The organism is Variovorax sp. 10N420 (assembly GCF_056394705.1).
Genome location: NZ_JBFTIJ010000006.1, coordinates 426477 through 442545 on the forward strand (window position 1 = coordinate 426477; position 16069 = coordinate 442545).

A 16069-nucleotide genomic window follows, 5' to 3' on the forward strand; every position below is an offset into this window, starting at 1 on the left:
GGGATGTGCGGGCGCACCGGGCCCCGAATTTACATCCAACCATGCACTGCGCATGTAGGACTTTCTATGGTGCTTGGCGCAGCGCTATTCCCCTTGGAAACTGCCCGCCCGGCAAGTCACGACCAGGGTGTCGCGCCAGCCCGGCTCGCCTTCCACCAGGGGCTGGATCGGCGTCGATTCGTGGATGACGCGCGCGTCGTCCAGCAGCAGCAAGGTCCAGGGTTCCGTCATCGTGAAGCGTTCGCCACGCCGGCCCGTGGCCTCGAAGACGCGGGTTTCGCCGCCCTTGATGTTGTGCCGGCCGACCAGCGCCACCGCCACCACGTCGACGCCGTCCCGGTGTGCGCCCTCGGGCGTCGGCCGACCGATGCCGTCTGCCGTGTCGATGCGAAACTGGTGTGCCTCGACAAACCAGGGCTGCATCCCGCGCAGGCCGCCGGCGACGTCGCCCAGCGCAAGCATCATGCGTCGCCATACCGGCTGCGCCACGGTTTTTTCTTCCATCGGCGCGAACCACCGCTGCATGCCGCCATGCAGCGCGTTGTATTCGACCGGCTGCCAGTGCGCGCGATGCGGCACCTGCGCGAGCGCTGCGCCGTCGACGGTGAAGCAGGCGTGCCGCCGGGTGCGATAGCGGCCGCCGTCCTTGAGGTAGTCGTCGGGCGGCAGTTGGAACCAGTCGCCGTGCAGCGCGTCGAGCTCGGCCAACGGTGCGTCCAGCCATTCGGCGACGCCTTGCGGGCTCAGCACGGCATAGCCGTCCTGGCGCAGTGTGGAGACGAGGCGATCGGGCGGTGTGAATGGCGGACTGAAGGCCGCGTTCACTCCGTCACCTTCACGCCCTTCCAGAAGGCGACGCGGTCCTTGACCATTTCGGCTTCCGGCTTGGGATCGGCGTAGTACCAGGCGGCGTCGGTGTTGAGTTCGCCGTTGACCAGCAGCGAGTAATAGCTTGCGGTGCCCTTCCAGGCGCAGGTGGTCTTGTGGTTGCTGAACGTGACATGGTCGCGGTTGAGCGATTCCATGGGGAAATAGTGATTACCTTCGACGAGCACTGTGTCGTCGCTCTCGGCGATGGTGACGCCGTTCCAGGTTGCTTTCATTTCATATGACTCCAAGGCGCCAGGTTGCGCCGATCGCTATTTCGATTTACATCCACGAAAGTAGCACATTCAATGTGGATGGCGGGAATCCAGCTGCATCAGGAGCGCGCGAATCTCGCGCAGGGGCAAGACGTGGTCGGGCACATGAAGCGCGAGCGCCGAGAGCGGCATCATCGGTGCAAGGGCTTCGTCCGGGTCCTGGACGATCGTCAGGCCACCGGCCTCGTGAATCTGCAGCAGCCCGGCGGCGCCGTCTTCGTTCGCACCCGTCAGCAGAATGCCGACGAGCGCAGGGCCGTAGGCGTCCGCGGCGGAGCTCATCAGGACGTCGATCGCGGGGCGCGAGAACAACACCGGCGGCTCGCAGCTCAGAGAGAAGCAGAGGTCGGACTCGATCGACAGGTGATAGCCCGAAGGCGCGAAATAGAGCGCACCCTCCTCGATGGGCAACTTGTCCTCCGCCTCTCGGACCTCGATCGAAAGGCGCTGGGCGAACACCTCCGCCAGCCTGCTGTCGTGTGGGTCCGGAAGATGGATGACCACGACGATCGGGAGCCGCCAGCCGGACGGAAGGTCCGACAGCAGCGTCAACAACGCATCCACGCCGCCCGACGAGGCGCCGATGACCACGGCGCGCAGGTCCCGTCCCTCGTGCTCGACCGATGAATCGCCCGGCGTACTTGTCATGGGGTCATGTGCCCTTCCTGTAGATGCGCTCGCTGCGGGACAGGACTTCGAATGCGCCCGCATAGCCTGAGAAATCGATGCTCTCCTTGGCGCCGAGTCCGAGAAAGCCGCGATGGCAAAGCGACTCGTGGAACAGCCCGAGGGCGCGGTCCTGCAACTCCCGATTGAAGTAGATGAGTACGTTGCGGCACGACACCAGATGCGTCTGCGCGAAGACGCTGTCGGTCGACAGGCTGTGGTCGGCAAAAATCACACCCGCGCACAGCGAAGGATCGAAGCGACCCGCCTCATAGGCGGCGGTGTAGTAATCCGAAAAGGAGCGCCGGCCGCCGGCGCGCTGGTAGTTGGCCGTGTAGCCCTTGATCGAATCGATCGGGAAGATCCCCTTGCGCGCCTTCTCCAGCGACGCCGGGTTGATGTCCGTCGCATAGATCAGCGTGCGCTCCAGGAGCCCTTCCTCCCGCAGCAGGATGGCGAGTGAAAACACCTCTTCGCCGGTGCTGCAACCAGCGACCCAAATCTTCAGCGAGGGATAGGTGAGCAGGTGCGGAACGACCTGCCGGCGCAAGGCGAGAAAGTAGGCCGGGTCGCGGAACATCTCGCTCACCGGAATCGTCAGGAACTGCAGCAGCAGCGCAAAGGTGGCCGGTTCGCGCAGCACCTTGTCCTGCAGCGCGGAGATGCTCGACATCTTGAGCTGGTCCAGCGCATAGAGCACTCGCCGCTTCTGCGATGCGCCGGTGTAGTTGCGAAAGTCGTAGCTGTACTTGAGATAGATGGCCTCCATCAGCAGCCGCACCTCGATGTCGACGTGCGAGGGCGGACGCAGTGGGGCGGAAGGTTTGCCGGCTGTCACAGGCGCTCCATCTTCGGCATCCACACGCGCAGGAGAGAGAACAGCCGATCGAGGTCCACTGGCTTTGCGGCGCCGACCACCCCGCGGACGAGGGGCAATTTCAGGTTGCGATTGAGCAGGCGCTGGAAATCCTCGGTGTCGATCGTTGCCTGTGGCTTCATGAGTGCTGGGTTCGAGCGCAAAAGGGCAAAACCCTTCGACGATGCACAACCCCGCCCGAATTCATGTCGGACTGCGCCTCGCCGGTGCGTGCGCCCAGCACCCGAAGCCAGCGGTCCGGCAACCGAATACCGCCACACTTGTTACTCCCCGCCTTCGATGTTCGCTGCCAGACTTTGACTTTCCGTATGCAAACATCAGGAGATTCGCCATGAGTGCACCCATCGAGAACCAAGGCAAGCCCGGAGCGCCGGCCATGCAAACGCCGCCGGTCGTATCGGCGCAGGCATGGAAAGCGGCCCACGCTGAAATGCTGGTCAAGGAAAAGGCCCAAAGCCGCGCACGCGACGCCTTGGCCGCCGAGCGCCGGCGAATGCCGTGGATGGAGGTGAAGACGTCGTATGCGTTCGAAGGGCCGCAGGGCAAGGTGAGCCTGCTCGACCTGTTCGACGGGCGGCGTCAATTGATCGTCTATCGCGCCTTCTATGAACCAGGCGTCTTCGGTTGGCCTGAACACGCCTGCCGCGGCTGCTCGATGGTGGCCGACCAAGTGGCCCACGTCGCCCACCTGAACGCCCGCGACACCACCCTCGTCTTCGTCTCGCGCGCTCCCCAGGCGGACATCGCGAGGCTGAAGGAGCGCATGGATTGGAAGATGCCTTGGTACACCATCACCGACGACTTCGACGCCGATTTCGACGTCGACCAATGGCATGGCACCAACGTGTTCTACCGTGATGGCGATCGCGCATTCAGGACCTACTTCGTCAACAACCGCGGCGACGAGCAGATGGGCGGTACTTGGAACTACCTGGACATCACGCCTCTGGGCCGGCAGGAAGTCTGGGAAGACTCACCCGAGGGCTATCCGCAGACGCCGACCTACAAGTGGTGGAACTGGCACGACAACTACGCCGAAGAGGCGGCGCCCGACAAGAGGTGGGTCGAGGTGTCGGACGCTGGTGAAGCGGCATTCCGGGCGGAAGCGGCGAAGTCGAAGGCGTAGGCTGTCGACAGGGGTTCGGCAAGGCTTCAGCGGCGCGCCTGGATCATCTTCCAGCCGTTGCCCGACGGATCGCGGAAGCCGGCGTCGATGGAGCCATAGCGCTCGACCGGCTCCTGGGTGAACTCCACGCCCCGCGCACTCATCTGGTCATACGCCGCGCGGCAGTCGTTCACGACCAGCACCAGTGGCGGCATCGCACCTTTCGCAACGATCGCGCTCAGTGCTTGCGCGGTGGCGGCGTCCAGCATCGGCGGGCCGGGCTTGAACAGGCCGAGCTGGAACGTCGGCTGGTCCGGATGCTGGATCGTGAGCCAGCGATAGTCGCCGTTCTTCACGTCCGTATGGACCTTGAATCCGAGCTTCTCGACATAGAACGTGAGCGCCTCATCCTGATCGCGCACGTACAAACCAGCAACTTCAACACCTTGACTCATGGGATCTCCTTTTATCGAGACCCGTTTATATCGGCCGCGATGCGGCGGCGCTTCTCCAAAACTGCCATCGTGAGATCGGGCCGATGCGCCGCGCTGAGGATGCACGCGGGCACGCGGCCGAGTTCTTGCGCGGCGGCCCTTCTCCGCGTCCGGATCTCGCCGGGGCTTTCGCCGGTGATGTCGCGAAAGATGCGGCCGAACGTGCCGAGGCTGCCCCAGCCGGTGTGAAAAGCGATCTCGGTCACTGACAGTTCGGTGTCGCGCAGCAATGTCGTCGCTCGCTCAATGCGCCGCGTGAGCAGATAGCGATGCGGCGGGAGGCCGAAGGCTAGCTTGAAGGATCGTGCGAAGTGCGCTTCGGAGACGCCGCTTACTTCCGCCAGCCGCCGAACAGGCCAGTCCTCGTGCGAGGCGGCGTCCATGCGATCCTTGGCGCGCAGCAGACGGCGCAACAGCTTGGGGTCCTGCGTCAACCTTGGCTCACCGGAAGTTCATGGCGGGCAAATGATACGGCGCCCCCTCCCCCGATGATCAATCCTTCGCCTGGAGCCAATGCACGCTGAACAGGTGCTCCGGATCCGTCCAGACTGCCGCCGGACTGAAGCCCGCTTTCACGGCCAGGGCGCGCAGTCCATCGATGGTGAACTTGTGCGAGTTCTCGGTGTGGATCGTCTCGCCTTCCTCGAAGCTGAAAGAATGGCCGTCCAGCTTCACCGTCTGGGCGCGGCGGCTCACGAGATGCATCTCGATGCGCCGAAGCGGCGAGTTGTAGAAGGCGCCATGCGTGAAGCCGTCGAGATCGAAATCCATGTCGAGCTCGGCGTTGGCGCGCCGCAGCAGGTTGAGGTTGAAGGCCGCCGTCACGCCTTGCGCATCGTTGTAGGCCGCGTGCAGCAGCGCCGGATCCTTCACGAGATCGACCCCCAGCAACAGCCCGCCACCACGAAGCAGCCGCCGCGCAAGCTGCAGAAAGGCCAGAGCTTCGTCAGGGCTGAAGTTGCCCAGCGTGGAACCGGGAAAGAACCCGACGCGCTGCCCCAGGCCCTTCTCGCGCGAAGGCAGCACCAATGGCATCGTGTAGTCGGCCACCATCGGCTGCACCGCAAGGTGCGGATAGTCCTTGCGCAGACGTTCGGCCGCGGCTTCGAGGTGTTCCCCCGAGATGTCGATGGGCACATAGCGCTTGGGCGCTTCGAGCGCGTCGAGCAACAGCCGCACCTTGGTGAGGGAGCCCGCACCGAATTCCACGATCTCGGCATTGGGTCCGATCTGCGCGGCGATCTCCGGCGCGCATTCGGTCAGGATGCGGACCTCCGTGCGTGTCGGGTAGTACTCGGGCAGTTCGCAGATGCGATCGAACAGCGCCGAACCCGCGACGTCGTAGAAGAACTTCGGCGAAATACTGCGCGCATCGAGACTCAGGCCGGCGTGCATCTCGCGGGCGAAGTCGGACAGTGGCGCAGCCCGTTGTGCCGCACGGAATGCATGGAGATTGAATGCTGGAGTGCCCATCAGAGGTCTTTCGCGAGCCGCAGCCCCGAGAACTGCCAGCGTGCCGCCGGCGGAAAGAAGTTGCGATAGCTGGCCCGTGCGTGCCCTGGCGGCGTGGCAATGCTGCTGCCTCGCAACACGAGTTGGCCCACCATGAACTTCCCGTTGTATTCCGCCGCGATGCCCGCGAGCGGCCGAAAGCCAGGATAAGGATCGTAGGAAGAACGTGTCCACTGCCAGACGTGCCCGGTCATCTGGGAGATGCCCGGAGCGTCGTACGCCGCTTCCCATTCGAATTCGGTCGGTAGCCTCGCGCCCGCCCACTCTGCATAGGCGGCGGCTTCATAGAAGCTCAACTGCGCGACAGGCGCCTCCGGCTCCAGCGGCCGGACGCCGTGCAGGCCGAAGATCTGCCAGGCCGAGGTGCCTCCGTTCGAGCCCTGGTTGGGGCCCTGGTGCATCAGCCTCTGATCACCGGCAGCGATCCAGTACGCCGGGCAACGCCATCCCTGCGCCTGGACCGTCGCCCAGCCGTCCGAGAGCCACAGTTCGGGCCGCTCGTAGCCACCATCGGCGATGAACTGCGCGTAATCGCTGCAGTTCACGAGGCGGTCGGCAATGGCATGGGGCCGCAGAATCGCGGCGTGGCGCGGGGTCTCGTTGTCGAAGGCGAAGCCTGGTCCGTCGTGACCCACCTCGACCAGGCCGCCGGGCATGGACAACCATTGCATCGGCCGTGCGACCGAAGCCAGGCGCAACGAAGGACCCGGCGCTGGACGATAGGCCGGCAACAAGGGATTGCACGACAGCGCATGCAGGATGTCAGTGACGATGAGTTCCTGATGCTGCTGCTCATGATGAAGCCCCAGCGTGACGATGCTCTCGATCGCATGCCAGTCCGTGTCGCTCGCGCTGCCGAGCAGCGCACACACCGCCTCGTCCACATGGCGGCGATAGGCACGCACCTCCTCGAGCGACGGGCGCGTCAGCAAGCCGCGCTGCGGACGCGGATGGCGCGGCCCCAAGGCTTCATAGTAGGAATTGAAGAGGTACTGAAACCGCGGATCGAACACGCGGTAACCACTCGCGTGTGCCTGGAGCAACACGGTCTCGAAGAACCAGGTGGTGTGCGCGAGATGCCATTTGGTGGGGCTGGCATCGGGCATCGACTGGATGCACTGGTCTTCGGCCGAAAGTGGCGCCGCCAGCGAGAGGCTGTGGGCACGCACCGACTGGAAACGCTCGCGCAGTTCGTCCGCCGCGGGCGCGGCCGGCCGGATCAGGTTCATGGAGTCTCCAAGATTCGTCTTGACGGGTTTTAGCCCACGCACGGAGGAATGCGCCGTAGGACAAGGGCTCGCTCAAAGCTGCAGGCGAACCATGACCAGGGCACAGCGAAACGTGCCAATGTCGCACAAGTCGGGAACGCTTGCATGACCCCGCGCTGCGTATCATCCGGCGCATGAGCACCACTACAAACACCGGCCGCCCTCATGTCGTGATCGTCGGCTGTGGCTTCGGTGGCTTGGAGGCTGCACGCAAGCTGCAAAAGGCCGAAGTGGACATCACGGTGATCGACAAGACCAACCATCACCTCTTCCAACCCTTGCTCTACCAGGTCGCGACGGCGGGACTGGCCGCGCCGGCCATTGCGGCGCCTGTGCGACTGCTCTTCAGGGAACAGTCGAACGTCACGACATTGCTCGGAGAAGTCATGCACATCGATCCGGCAGCGCACGAAGTCCAGTTGGCGGACGGCACGCGCATTGCATGGGATCACCTCATTGTTGCGGCAGGCGCGACGCACAGCTATTTCGGCCACGATGAGTGGGAAAAGATGGCGCCCGGTCTCAAGACGCTTGCCGATGCCTTCGAGATCCGTCGCAGGATCCTGCTGAGCTTCGAGGCGGCCGAAGTCGAAAGCGACCCCGAACGCCGCCGCGCGCTCTTGACTTTCGCGGTGATTGGCGCGGGGCCGACCGGCGTCGAGATGGCGGGCACGCTTGCCGAGATCGCCCGCCACACGTTGTCGGGCGAATTCCGGCACTTCGATCCGGGCAGCGCGGAAATTCTGTTGATCGAAGGTGGTCCGCGCGTGCTGCAGGCCATGCCGGAGTCGCTGAGTCAACGTGCACTCGAACAACTCCAAAAGCTCGGCGTGCAGGTGCGCCTCAACGCAAGGGTCACGTCGGTCGACGCCGGAGGGTTGCAGGTCGAATCGCCCTTCAGCGATGGCGGCGCAGGCGTCGGCAGCCATCGCATTGCGTGCAACTGCGTCATCTGGGCCGCAGGGGTTGCCGCATCGCCGCTGGGCCGTTTGCTGGCGAGCGTCACCGGTTCCGAAACGGACCGCGCGGGCCGCATCAAGGTGTTGCCTGACCTGAGCTTGCCGGGCTATCCGGACATCAGCGTGGTGGGCGATCTTGCGGCCGCGATGAGCTACAGGCCGGGCAAGGAGCCCACGCCCGTGCCCGGCGTCTCCCCCGGCGCCAAGCAGACGGGCCGCGCCGCCGCGTCGAACGTCCTTCGGCGAATTGCCGGCCAGCCCACAGAGCCTTTCCGCTACAGCGACTACGGCAACCTCGCGACCATCGGACGCAACTCGGCTGTGGTCGACCTGGGCACACCCTTCGGTCCCTTGCGCTTCTCGGGGCGCATGGCGTGGCTGTTCTGGCTCTTTGCACACGTGTATTTCCTGATCGGCTTTCGCAATCGGATCGTCGTGCTGATGGATTGGGCCAGCGCGTACTGGAGCTTCCAGCGTTATGCGCGCGTGGTCGCGGACGTCAGGGAAAGAGGTGAATCGTGAGAATCCGCCCGTTCGAGCCGGCGGACGAAAGCACTGTCGTTGCGCTCTGGCGCGAGTGCGGCCTGACCCGTCCTTGGAACGATCCTCATCGGGACATCCAGCGCAAGTTGAGCGAACAGCCGGAGCTGTTCTTGATAGCCACGATCGACGATGCGCTGGTCGGCACGGCCATGGTGGGCTTCGACGGACACCGCGGCTGGGTCTATTACCTGGCGGTATCGCCACTGCACCGCAAGCAATCCGTCGGTCGCGGGCTCATGCGCGAAGCCGAGAGGCTGCTCATGGAACGCGGTTGCCCCAAGATCAATTTGCTGGTGCGCTCGTCGAACACGGACGTGATCGCGTTTTATCGCGAATTGGGGTACACGCAGGACGATGCGGTCAGCCTCGGTCGGCGCCTCATCCGCGATACCCACGATACGGACATCTAGGCCAAACGCCTACGGCTTCGCCGGATGATCGCCCGCGGGCAGCAAATCGGCATCCGTCAACGTCTTCAGGAAAGCGACCACGTCGCGAATCTCCGCTTCCGTCAATGCCGGCTTGCCCCCGCGCTTCTGGCCGAAGGGGGGATCGGTGTTGATGTTGCCGCGGTATTCGGGCGGCAAGTCGTCGAAAGGCTGCGTCTTGCCGTTGGCATCGCGCCCGTACCAACGCTCCGGCGTGGTGTCGCGCTGCGCATAGAAGCGCACCGCGTCTTCCAGCGAATGAAAGACGCCGTTATGAAAGAACGCCTGTCGCACCGCGACGTTGCGAAGGCTCGGCGTGCGGAACAGGCCGCAATACTCGGCATGGTCCTTGAGGTCGGTTCGGATGGGCCCGCACAGGCCGAGGTCGTGATAGTCCGGGTCGGCGTTCGCTGCGAGGCCCCGGTGGCGCGGCACGCCGATGGCGATCATGCCGAAGTCGGTGAAGAGTGGAAACGCGCCGTCCGCCGTGCGGTCGCTCAGGTGGCATGAAGCGCAATTGCCTTTGTCCTCGGCCTTGAAGAGCCGCAGGCCGCGCGTTTCGGCGGCGCTCAGCTTTTGCTCTCCGCGCAGGGCTGCGTCGTACTTGCTCGTGAAGGGGTAGAACTCGGCGGGCGACTGCTGAAAGACTTCAAGCGCCAAGCCCGCCGCGCGGAATGCCGCCCCTGGCTCCTGGAATACTTCGGCGCCGAAGACAGTGCGCATCTCGTCTGCATAGGCCCCGCGCTGCAGCTTGCGAGAAACCTCATCGATCGAGGCATTGCCCATCTCGGCCGGCGACAGGAGCGGCAACCCGGCCTGTTCGTGCGCCGAACCGGCACGGCCGTCCCACATGTGCCCACCTGTCGGGCCGGCGTCGATGCTGTCGTCGCCGTCGTTGTCATGGTGATGCTCCGAAAACGCCGTGAGCGTCTCGAGGTAGCGGAGCGACGGCGTAGCGCGCGGGCCTTGCGTGCGGCCGTCAGCGCCGCCCCATTGCACCGACAGCGCATTGGGTGGACCGAACGCATGTTGCGGATCGTGGCAACTGGCGCACGACTGCGCTCCCGATGCCGACAGCGACGGATCGAAGAAGATCCTGCGCCCAAGCGCCGTCAGTTGGGCGGCTGTGGGCTGCGGTTTGCCAGGCACCGGTGCGTAAGTTGCGCCGACATACGCGGGCACCGGCGACACGGGATGTGCAACAGGAGCGGTCGGTGCAGCCCGCTCGCAGGCGGCAAGGGCGACACATGCCAGCGTGAGAACACCCAGCCGGAACCGGATCGACAGGAACAGAGTTGAGAGCCGCATTGCGCGCGCAGCTTAGGCATCGAACATGACAGACGCATGACTCCCACAGCGCTCCCACAGCGATCCGTCTTTCATCTGCAACGGATTTGTCACGGAGGGGAGCGAACATCTCGGCCGCCGGTGTTCGCCGGACTCATCGACATCTCATAACTCCACACATGATGAAAAGCTCTGCAACTTCCCGTGCCACTTTGGCGCGAATCGTGCGCAACCCGATGGTTCGCCTTTCTCCATGGCCCATCTCGATCGTGGCGGCCGCAGTCGTGGCCGCGTGCGGTGGCGGCAGTGGAGGGTCGGGCTTCGGCGTCGCGCCCGTCGGCACGGGCGGCACGGCCACCACTTCGGGCGTGGTCACCGGCAGCTACTACCGCAATGCCAAGGTCTGCATCGACGCCAACAACAACGGCCACTGCGATGGCAACGAAGCCAGCACGACCACGGATGCCAACGGCGCTTTCAAGCTGACCGGACAAGGCGCTGTCGTGGCCGAGATCGGCACGTCGAGCAAGCGCTTCGACCCGGCGACCGGCGTAGAAAGCCCCGTGACGCAGCCCCTGGTGTTTCGCGCACCTTCGGGCGCAAACAACGTGATCAGCGCCATCAGCACCGAATTGGTCGCGATCATGGATGACAACGGCGGCGACCTCGCCGCCGCGCGCACCGCCCTCGCCAAGCGCCTGGGCGTGAGTGAAGCGCAACTGACGGCTGACCACAACAAGATCGACGACAAGGGTGTCAAGGGCCTGCTGCAGGCCGAGATCGACCAAGCCATCGAACGCATCGCCGAAGCCGTTGCCGAAGCAGGCTCGGGCGGCGACGTGGTCCAGGCACTGCGCAACCGCCTCGCGCTCGACAAGATCCAGAACGTGGTCGTCATCTACGCCGAGAACCGCGGCTTCGACAATCTCTACGGCCTCTATCCCGGCGCGAACGGCATTCCGGGCGTCAATCCGACTTCTACCCCGAGCAATCCGGAACCCCAGAAGGACTTCGACGGCGCTGCCCTGCCCGCGCTGCCGCCAGTCTGGAGCGGCGTGACGATCGCCGGCCAAGCGGTCACCATCACGCAGGCGCAGACCGTCGGCATGCCGAACAAGATGTTCCGCATCGACGATTCGGCCGGCTTCTTCAACACCGGGATCATGGTCGGCCAATCGACCATCACGCGCGATCTGGTCCACCGGTTCTACAACAACCAGATGCAGATCAACGGCGGCAAGAACGACAAGTTCGCCGCCTATTCCGATGCGGGCGGCCTGAGCATGGGCTACTTCGACGGCAGCAAGATGCAGTTGTGGAAGATCGCTCAGCAATACACGCTGGCCGACAACTTCTTCATGGGGGCGTTCGGCGGCTCGTTCCTGAACCACCAGTACCTGGTCTGCGCCTGTGCGCCGACCTACCCCAACGCCGATGCCGATACGTCGCCAGCCAAGGGCGCGATCTCGGCCATCGACGTCGATGCCAACGGCAACTTCGTCCGGCTGACGCCCGCAGCCACTTCGCCGGCATCGGTGCTCAGCGGCGCGCCCGTCTACAAGAACGACAACACGCTCACGCCGAAGGATGCGAGCGGGATGTTCTATGCCGTCAACACCATGCAGCCGCCCTATCAGCCGAGCGGCAACGCACCCGCGGCGGGCGACACGACCAAGCTCTACGCCGATGCAAGCAAGGCCAACACGCTGCCGCCGCAGACGCAGGCCACCATCGGCGATCTGCTCGACAAGAAGGGCCTGAGCTGGGCCTGGTACGGCGGCGCATGGAACAGCACCACGGCCACCGCCGAAGGTGACCGCAAGTTCCCTTCCACCGATCCGGCGGCGCCTGCGGCAGCGGTGACGCCGAACTTCCAGTTTCACCACCAGCCCTTCAACTACTACGCCGAGTTCGATCCGGTCGCGCACCCCGACGTGCGCGCGGCTCACCTGAAGGATTTCGACGCCGACTTCCTGAAGGATGCCGCCGCCGGCAAGCTGCCTGCCGTGGCCTTCTACAAGCCGCAGGGCAATCTCAACCAGCACAATGGCTACGCCAACATCACGGATGGTGACGCGCACATCGCCGACGTGATCGCCAAGCTGCAGGCCAGCCCGCAATGGAAGAACATGCTGGTCGTCGTCACATACGACGAAAACGGCGGCTTCTATGACCACGCCACCGTGCCGAAGGGCGACCGCTGGGGTCCCGGCACGCGCGTCCCGGCGTTGATCATCTCGCCCTATGCCAAGAAGGGCTTCGTCGACAAGACGCAGTACGACACAGCGTCGACGCTGCGCTTCATCACGCACCGCTGGTCGCTGCCGCCGCTGCCGGGGCTGGTCGAACGGGACGCGGCGCTGCTGAAGAACGGCGGCAAGCCGATGGGCGACCTGACGGCCGCACTGAACTTCAGCAACAAGTAGTCGGCAGGTCCATCCCAAGAGACGCCGAGCGGCGTAGCATCTGCGGCCATGTCGCGCATCGAACAGAAGCTCCAATCGCTCGGCCTGTCATTGCCACCGCCGCTCTCGCTGCCACCGGGCGTGGCCTTGCCTTTTCCTTGGGTTCGCATCGTGGGCCGCCGCGTGCTGATCTCCGGGCACGGGCCTCAAACGCCCGTGGGGAGCGTGGCGGAGCCACGGGGCAAGGTCGGGCGAGAACTCACCCTCGAGCAGGGCTACGAGGCGGCGCGACTCACGGCGCTGGCCGTCCTTGGCAGCCTGCAGCGGGCGCTCGGCGACCTGGACCGCATCTCGGCGTGGGTGCGCGTGTTCGGCATGGTCAACGTGGCGCCTGGCTTCAACAGGACGCCCGCTGTGATCAACGGGTTCTCAGACCTCATCATCCAGCTCTACGGACCGGAAGCCGGCGCTCATGCGCGCAGTGCGATCGGGGTGGCGGAGCTGCCTTTCGATATTCCGGTCGAAGTCGAGGGTGAGGTCGAGCTTCGGGACTAGCGACTGGCTGTCGACGCTAGACGAGTGCCAAGTCCTTCGGCGGCACCGCGTCGAAGACCCGCCCGAGTTGCGCCGGTGAGAGCCCGTACATCCTGCGGAACAAGCCGCCGAACACTGCCCGGTATTCGTTGAGCACGGGATAGTCGCGGTTCTGGAAGAGACGATCCTGCGTCACCGCCACCTGTTCGCCGAGCACGCGACCGCCTGCTTGCGCCGAAAGTCCGCCGCCCATGACCCAGTAGACCGTGCCATGGCCGTGATCGGTGCCACGGTTGCCGTTCTCGCGGAAGGTACGGCCGAATTCGCTGATGACCACGACGACCGAGTCACGCCACGCGTCGTCACCCATCTCCGTTGCGAAGCCGGCCAGCCCGCGCCCGAGCTCGTCAAGACGATTCGCCAGATAGCCCGTTGCACCGCCCTGCCCCACGTGCGTGTCCCAACCACCCACGTCGACGAAGCCCACGTCAAAGCGCTCGCGCATGAGCCGCGCCATGCGCCGCGCGACGAGTTCAAAGCCCCTGGCGCTCATTGCATCGCGGCTCGCCGCCTGCATTTCTGCCTGTACCGCGCGCTGCACTTCGTCGCGCACCTGAAACCCTTCCGCCACGGGCTGCGCCAGCGCCGTGTTCCGGTACATGGCCTGGATCACCTTGCTCTGGCTCTCGTCGATGCCCTGGCGCCCGACGCCGGCGAGCGCCATGTTGGCCGCCTTGGCGTCGCCGCGTAGCGCGATCGGCAACTGGTTGGTGAAGGCGATCGGCGCGACCTCGGTCACCGGGCCTGCCCCCAGCACACCCGCCAGACGATTCAGGAAGCCTGAGCGGTAGTCGCGGCGCCGGTCCAGCGCCTGTCCGAGTTCGATCGAGTCCTGCGTTTCGAAATGGCTTCGCGTGAGATCGTCCGTGCCGGCAAAAGCAACGAAGGCGGCCTGCTTCTTCTGGAACAGCGGAATCACGCTGGTGGAGAGCGCCGGATGCAGGCCCCAGTCGGCGTCGACCGAAACCGCGCCGTTCGGTTGGCCCGGCCGCGCAATGGCGATGTTCGGGCGCGACGCATAGTAGAAATCGCTCGACACCGGCACCAGCACGTTGGCGCAGTCATACGCGCCACGCAAAAAGACGATCAGCAGCTTCGCGCCGCCGGCCGCGGGCGCCGCCATCAGCCGGCCTGCCGAGGCGCAGGCCGATGTCGCTGCGAGCAGTTGGAGGAGATCGCGTCGCTGCATGTCGGCTCCTTCAACGGTGCATCAGCTCGGGTGATGCGAGCAGGAAAGTGTTCCATTCCTGCGGAGACTTCGCCTGCGCCAGTGCTTCGCGCGTGTCAACACTCATCGACGGCAAAGCCGCTTTCACGGTCGGCGAATCTGCCAGACGGGGCGGCTTCGGCTTTTCGCCTGCTGCACCGTCATCGCCGCGGAACAGCACGGCGCCGATCGCACCGATGGCACGGGCGATCTCGAAGCGGGTGGTCATCTGCCCCGCGCTCGCCCAGGCGTCCTGCGTCAGCGAATAGCCGTCCGGCGTCTCGCGGGCGTACAGCGGCTCGCCCATCCGGTTGAGCCAGCCGATCATCGGGTTCACGTTGGTCACGACCCGTCCGTCGTCGGCCAGGCGCACGCTCGCGATCACGTAGTGCACCGGATCGCGAAACTTCTGGCCGAGAGATGCGGTGAATTCGGGCGACTCGAACATCGTCTGCAGCGTGGCGGCAATATCTCCGTCCGTGCGCTGGAAGGTGCCAGCCATGCGGTCGACCAAGGCTTGCGGTGGATCGTCGGCAACGAAGTAGATCGCCAGCTTGCGCGAGATGAAGCGCGCCGTCGCGGGCGCCCGCGCCAGTCGATCGAGTGCCTCGTCGACTTCGGCAAGCGCGCGCTGGGTCATCGGCTGGCCCAGCAGCACTTTCGGGCCATAGTCGTGACGGTTGGGATTGAACTCGAAAAGCCCTTGCTGGACGTAGTCGCCGCGAAGCTCGGGGCGGATGTTCGGCGCGGGCGCGTCCGGCGTGCGCCTGCGGACGCCGACGCCCGTCAGCACACGCGCCAGCTCCTGCACGTCGGTCTGCGAATAGCCGCCGCCGACGCCCAGGGTGTGCAGCTCCATCAGCTCACGCGCGTAGTTTTCATTGATTCGGTTGGCGGCGTTCTGCGCGTTGTCGAGGTAGCCGAGCATCGCGTGGTGATGCGCCGTCGCGCCCAGCAGGTCGCGAAACCTGCCGAGCGCATGGGGACGGATCGCCGTTTCCTCGTAGTCGCCCACGAGCGCTCGAAGGTTGTTCTTGCGGGCGTTCACGTTGAAATGGTTCATCCAGAACCAAGTCATCTGTTCCTGGAGCTGGTTGGGCGAATAGAGCGCGCGCAGCAGAAAGCGCTCCTGGGCCTCGCGGGCAAGGCGTGTCAGATCCTGCTGGTAGGTCCGCTGCGCTTCTTTCTTCTGGTCCTCGCCGGGCAGCGTGTCGAGTGCGCGCCGCTGGGCGGCAAGCGAAGCGACCATTTCATCCAGGGGCACCCGGGAAATCGTCATCGCATCGATCCGCGCCTGCGCCTGGGGCGGCAGCGCCGCGGCGGCGGGGTGCAACTGGTCTCGCAGCCATGCGGGGAGGCCTTCATGCGCGAGCTGCTTTTCGGTGGCGGCGTCGGCGCCCCAGGTCACGCGATCGAGCCAGCGCAGCTGGGTCGCTTCGTCGGCGGCGACCACCTTCGGCAATGGTCCGCGAGCAGAAGGCATCGCACAAGAGCCCAGCGCCATCGCGCACGCAAGCGCTAAACCTGAAGCGGCGGATCGGCCATCCATCATCGGGACTCCATTCCCCGTTCGGCGCGGGGC

General features: G+C 65.1%; 17 protein-coding genes. 5 read left to right on the forward strand and 12 right to left on the reverse strand.

Features of this window, described 5'->3' with window-relative positions:
• Positions 1 to 84: 84 nt before the first annotated feature.
• The 5 genes from AC1DEK_RS18395 to AC1DEK_RS18415 form a co-directional block, all read right to left on the reverse strand.
• Positions 85 to 825: a 2OG-Fe dioxygenase family protein gene (locus tag AC1DEK_RS18395; RefSeq protein ID WP_478126705.1), complete on the reverse strand. Its 741-nt coding sequence runs from the start codon at positions 823 to 825 to the stop codon at positions 85 to 87.
• Positions 822 to 1103 carry a DUF427 domain-containing protein gene (locus tag AC1DEK_RS18400; protein WP_478101006.1) on the reverse strand — a complete coding sequence of 94 codons (282 nt, stop codon included), beginning with the start codon at positions 1101 to 1103 and terminating at the stop codon, positions 822 to 824. Before AC1DEK_RS18400 ends, AC1DEK_RS18395 begins: the two co-directional genes overlap by 4 nt.
• 69 nt (positions 1104 to 1172) lie before the next feature.
• Positions 1173 to 1790, reverse strand: coding sequence for a chemotaxis protein CheB (locus AC1DEK_RS18405; protein ID WP_478126706.1), 618 nt, complete (start codon positions 1788 to 1790; stop codon positions 1173 to 1175).
• A gap of 4 nt (positions 1791 to 1794) precedes the next feature.
• Positions 1795 to 2577, reverse strand: coding sequence for a CheR family methyltransferase (locus AC1DEK_RS18410; RefSeq protein WP_478126760.1), 783 nt, complete (start codon positions 2575 to 2577; stop codon positions 1795 to 1797).
• Between the two features lie 65 nt (positions 2578 to 2642).
• A complete protein-coding gene (locus AC1DEK_RS18415; RefSeq protein ID WP_478126763.1) occupies positions 2643 to 2807 on the reverse strand; it encodes a hypothetical protein in 165 nt (54 codons plus the stop codon).
• A 209-nt stretch (positions 2808 to 3016) separates the two neighbouring features.
• On the opposite strand from AC1DEK_RS18415, the gene AC1DEK_RS18420 reads away from it, so the two are divergent.
• A complete protein-coding gene (locus tag AC1DEK_RS18420) occupies positions 3017 to 3811 on the forward strand; it encodes a DUF899 domain-containing protein (protein WP_478126707.1) in 795 nt (264 codons plus the stop codon).
• Positions 3812 to 3837: 26 nt separating this feature from the next.
• Here the strand turns inward: AC1DEK_RS18420 and AC1DEK_RS18425 are convergent, their stop codons facing one another.
• Genes AC1DEK_RS18425 through egtB form a run of 4 tightly spaced genes read right to left on the reverse strand, consistent with a single transcriptional unit; the run spans position 3838 to position 7025 of the window.
• A complete protein-coding gene (locus AC1DEK_RS18425; RefSeq protein ID WP_478126708.1) occupies positions 3838 to 4245 on the reverse strand; it encodes a VOC family protein in 408 nt (135 codons plus the stop codon).
• An 11-nt stretch (positions 4246 to 4256) separates the two neighbouring features.
• Positions 4257 to 4718: a helix-turn-helix domain-containing protein gene (locus tag AC1DEK_RS18430; RefSeq protein WP_478126709.1), complete on the reverse strand. Its 462-nt coding sequence runs from the start codon at positions 4716 to 4718 to the stop codon at positions 4257 to 4259.
• Positions 4719 to 4776: 58 nt separating this feature from the next.
• On the reverse strand, positions 4777 to 5757 hold the full coding sequence (gene egtD, locus AC1DEK_RS18435; RefSeq protein ID WP_478126710.1) for an L-histidine N(alpha)-methyltransferase: 981 nt from the start codon (positions 5755 to 5757) through the stop codon (positions 4777 to 4779).
• Positions 5757 to 7025, reverse strand: a complete 1269-nt coding sequence (egtB, locus tag AC1DEK_RS18440; RefSeq protein WP_478126711.1) for an ergothioneine biosynthesis protein EgtB — start codon at positions 7023 to 7025, stop codon at positions 5757 to 5759. Before egtB ends, egtD begins: the two co-directional genes overlap by 1 nt.
• A 173-nt stretch (positions 7026 to 7198) precedes the next feature.
• Between egtB and AC1DEK_RS18445 the strand changes: the two genes are divergently transcribed.
• Positions 7199 to 8545, forward strand: a complete 1347-nt coding sequence (locus tag AC1DEK_RS18445) for an NAD(P)/FAD-dependent oxidoreductase (protein WP_478126712.1) — start codon at positions 7199 to 7201, stop codon at positions 8543 to 8545.
• The gene (locus tag AC1DEK_RS18450) at positions 8542 to 8976 is read left to right on the forward strand and encodes a GNAT family acetyltransferase (protein WP_478126713.1); all 435 of its coding nucleotides are present in this window, start codon (positions 8542 to 8544) and stop codon (positions 8974 to 8976) included. The genes AC1DEK_RS18445 and AC1DEK_RS18450 overlap by 4 nt, the downstream gene beginning before the upstream one ends.
• Positions 8977 to 8985: 9 nt before the next feature.
• Here the strand turns inward: AC1DEK_RS18450 and AC1DEK_RS18455 are convergent, their stop codons facing one another.
• Complete coding sequence (locus AC1DEK_RS18455; RefSeq protein ID WP_478126714.1) at positions 8986 to 10302, reverse strand: cytochrome-c peroxidase; 1317 nt, start codon at positions 10300 to 10302, stop codon at positions 8986 to 8988.
• A 215-nt stretch (positions 10303 to 10517) separates the two neighbouring features.
• Here AC1DEK_RS18455 and acpA point away from each other — a divergent pair, with 215 nt between their 5' ends.
• Both acpA and AC1DEK_RS18465 read left to right on the forward strand, forming a co-directional pair.
• Positions 10518 to 12707: an acid phosphatase gene (acpA, locus tag AC1DEK_RS18460; RefSeq protein ID WP_478126761.1), complete on the forward strand. Its 2190-nt coding sequence runs from the start codon at positions 10518 to 10520 to the stop codon at positions 12705 to 12707.
• A 48-nt stretch (positions 12708 to 12755) separates the two neighbouring features.
• Positions 12756 to 13241, forward strand: a complete 486-nt coding sequence (locus AC1DEK_RS18465; RefSeq protein ID WP_478126715.1) for a RidA family protein — start codon at positions 12756 to 12758, stop codon at positions 13239 to 13241.
• Between the two features lie 16 nt (positions 13242 to 13257).
• On the opposite strand, the gene AC1DEK_RS18470 is transcribed toward AC1DEK_RS18465, so the two are convergent.
• A complete protein-coding gene (locus AC1DEK_RS18470; protein WP_478126716.1) occupies positions 13258 to 14469 on the reverse strand; it encodes a DUF1501 domain-containing protein in 1212 nt (403 codons plus the stop codon).
• 10 nt (positions 14470 to 14479) lie between these two features.
• Entirely contained in the window at positions 14480 to 16039 is a 1560-nt protein-coding gene (locus AC1DEK_RS18475) for a DUF1800 domain-containing protein (protein WP_478126717.1), read from the reverse strand.
• Positions 16040 to 16069: the final 30 nt, after the last annotated feature.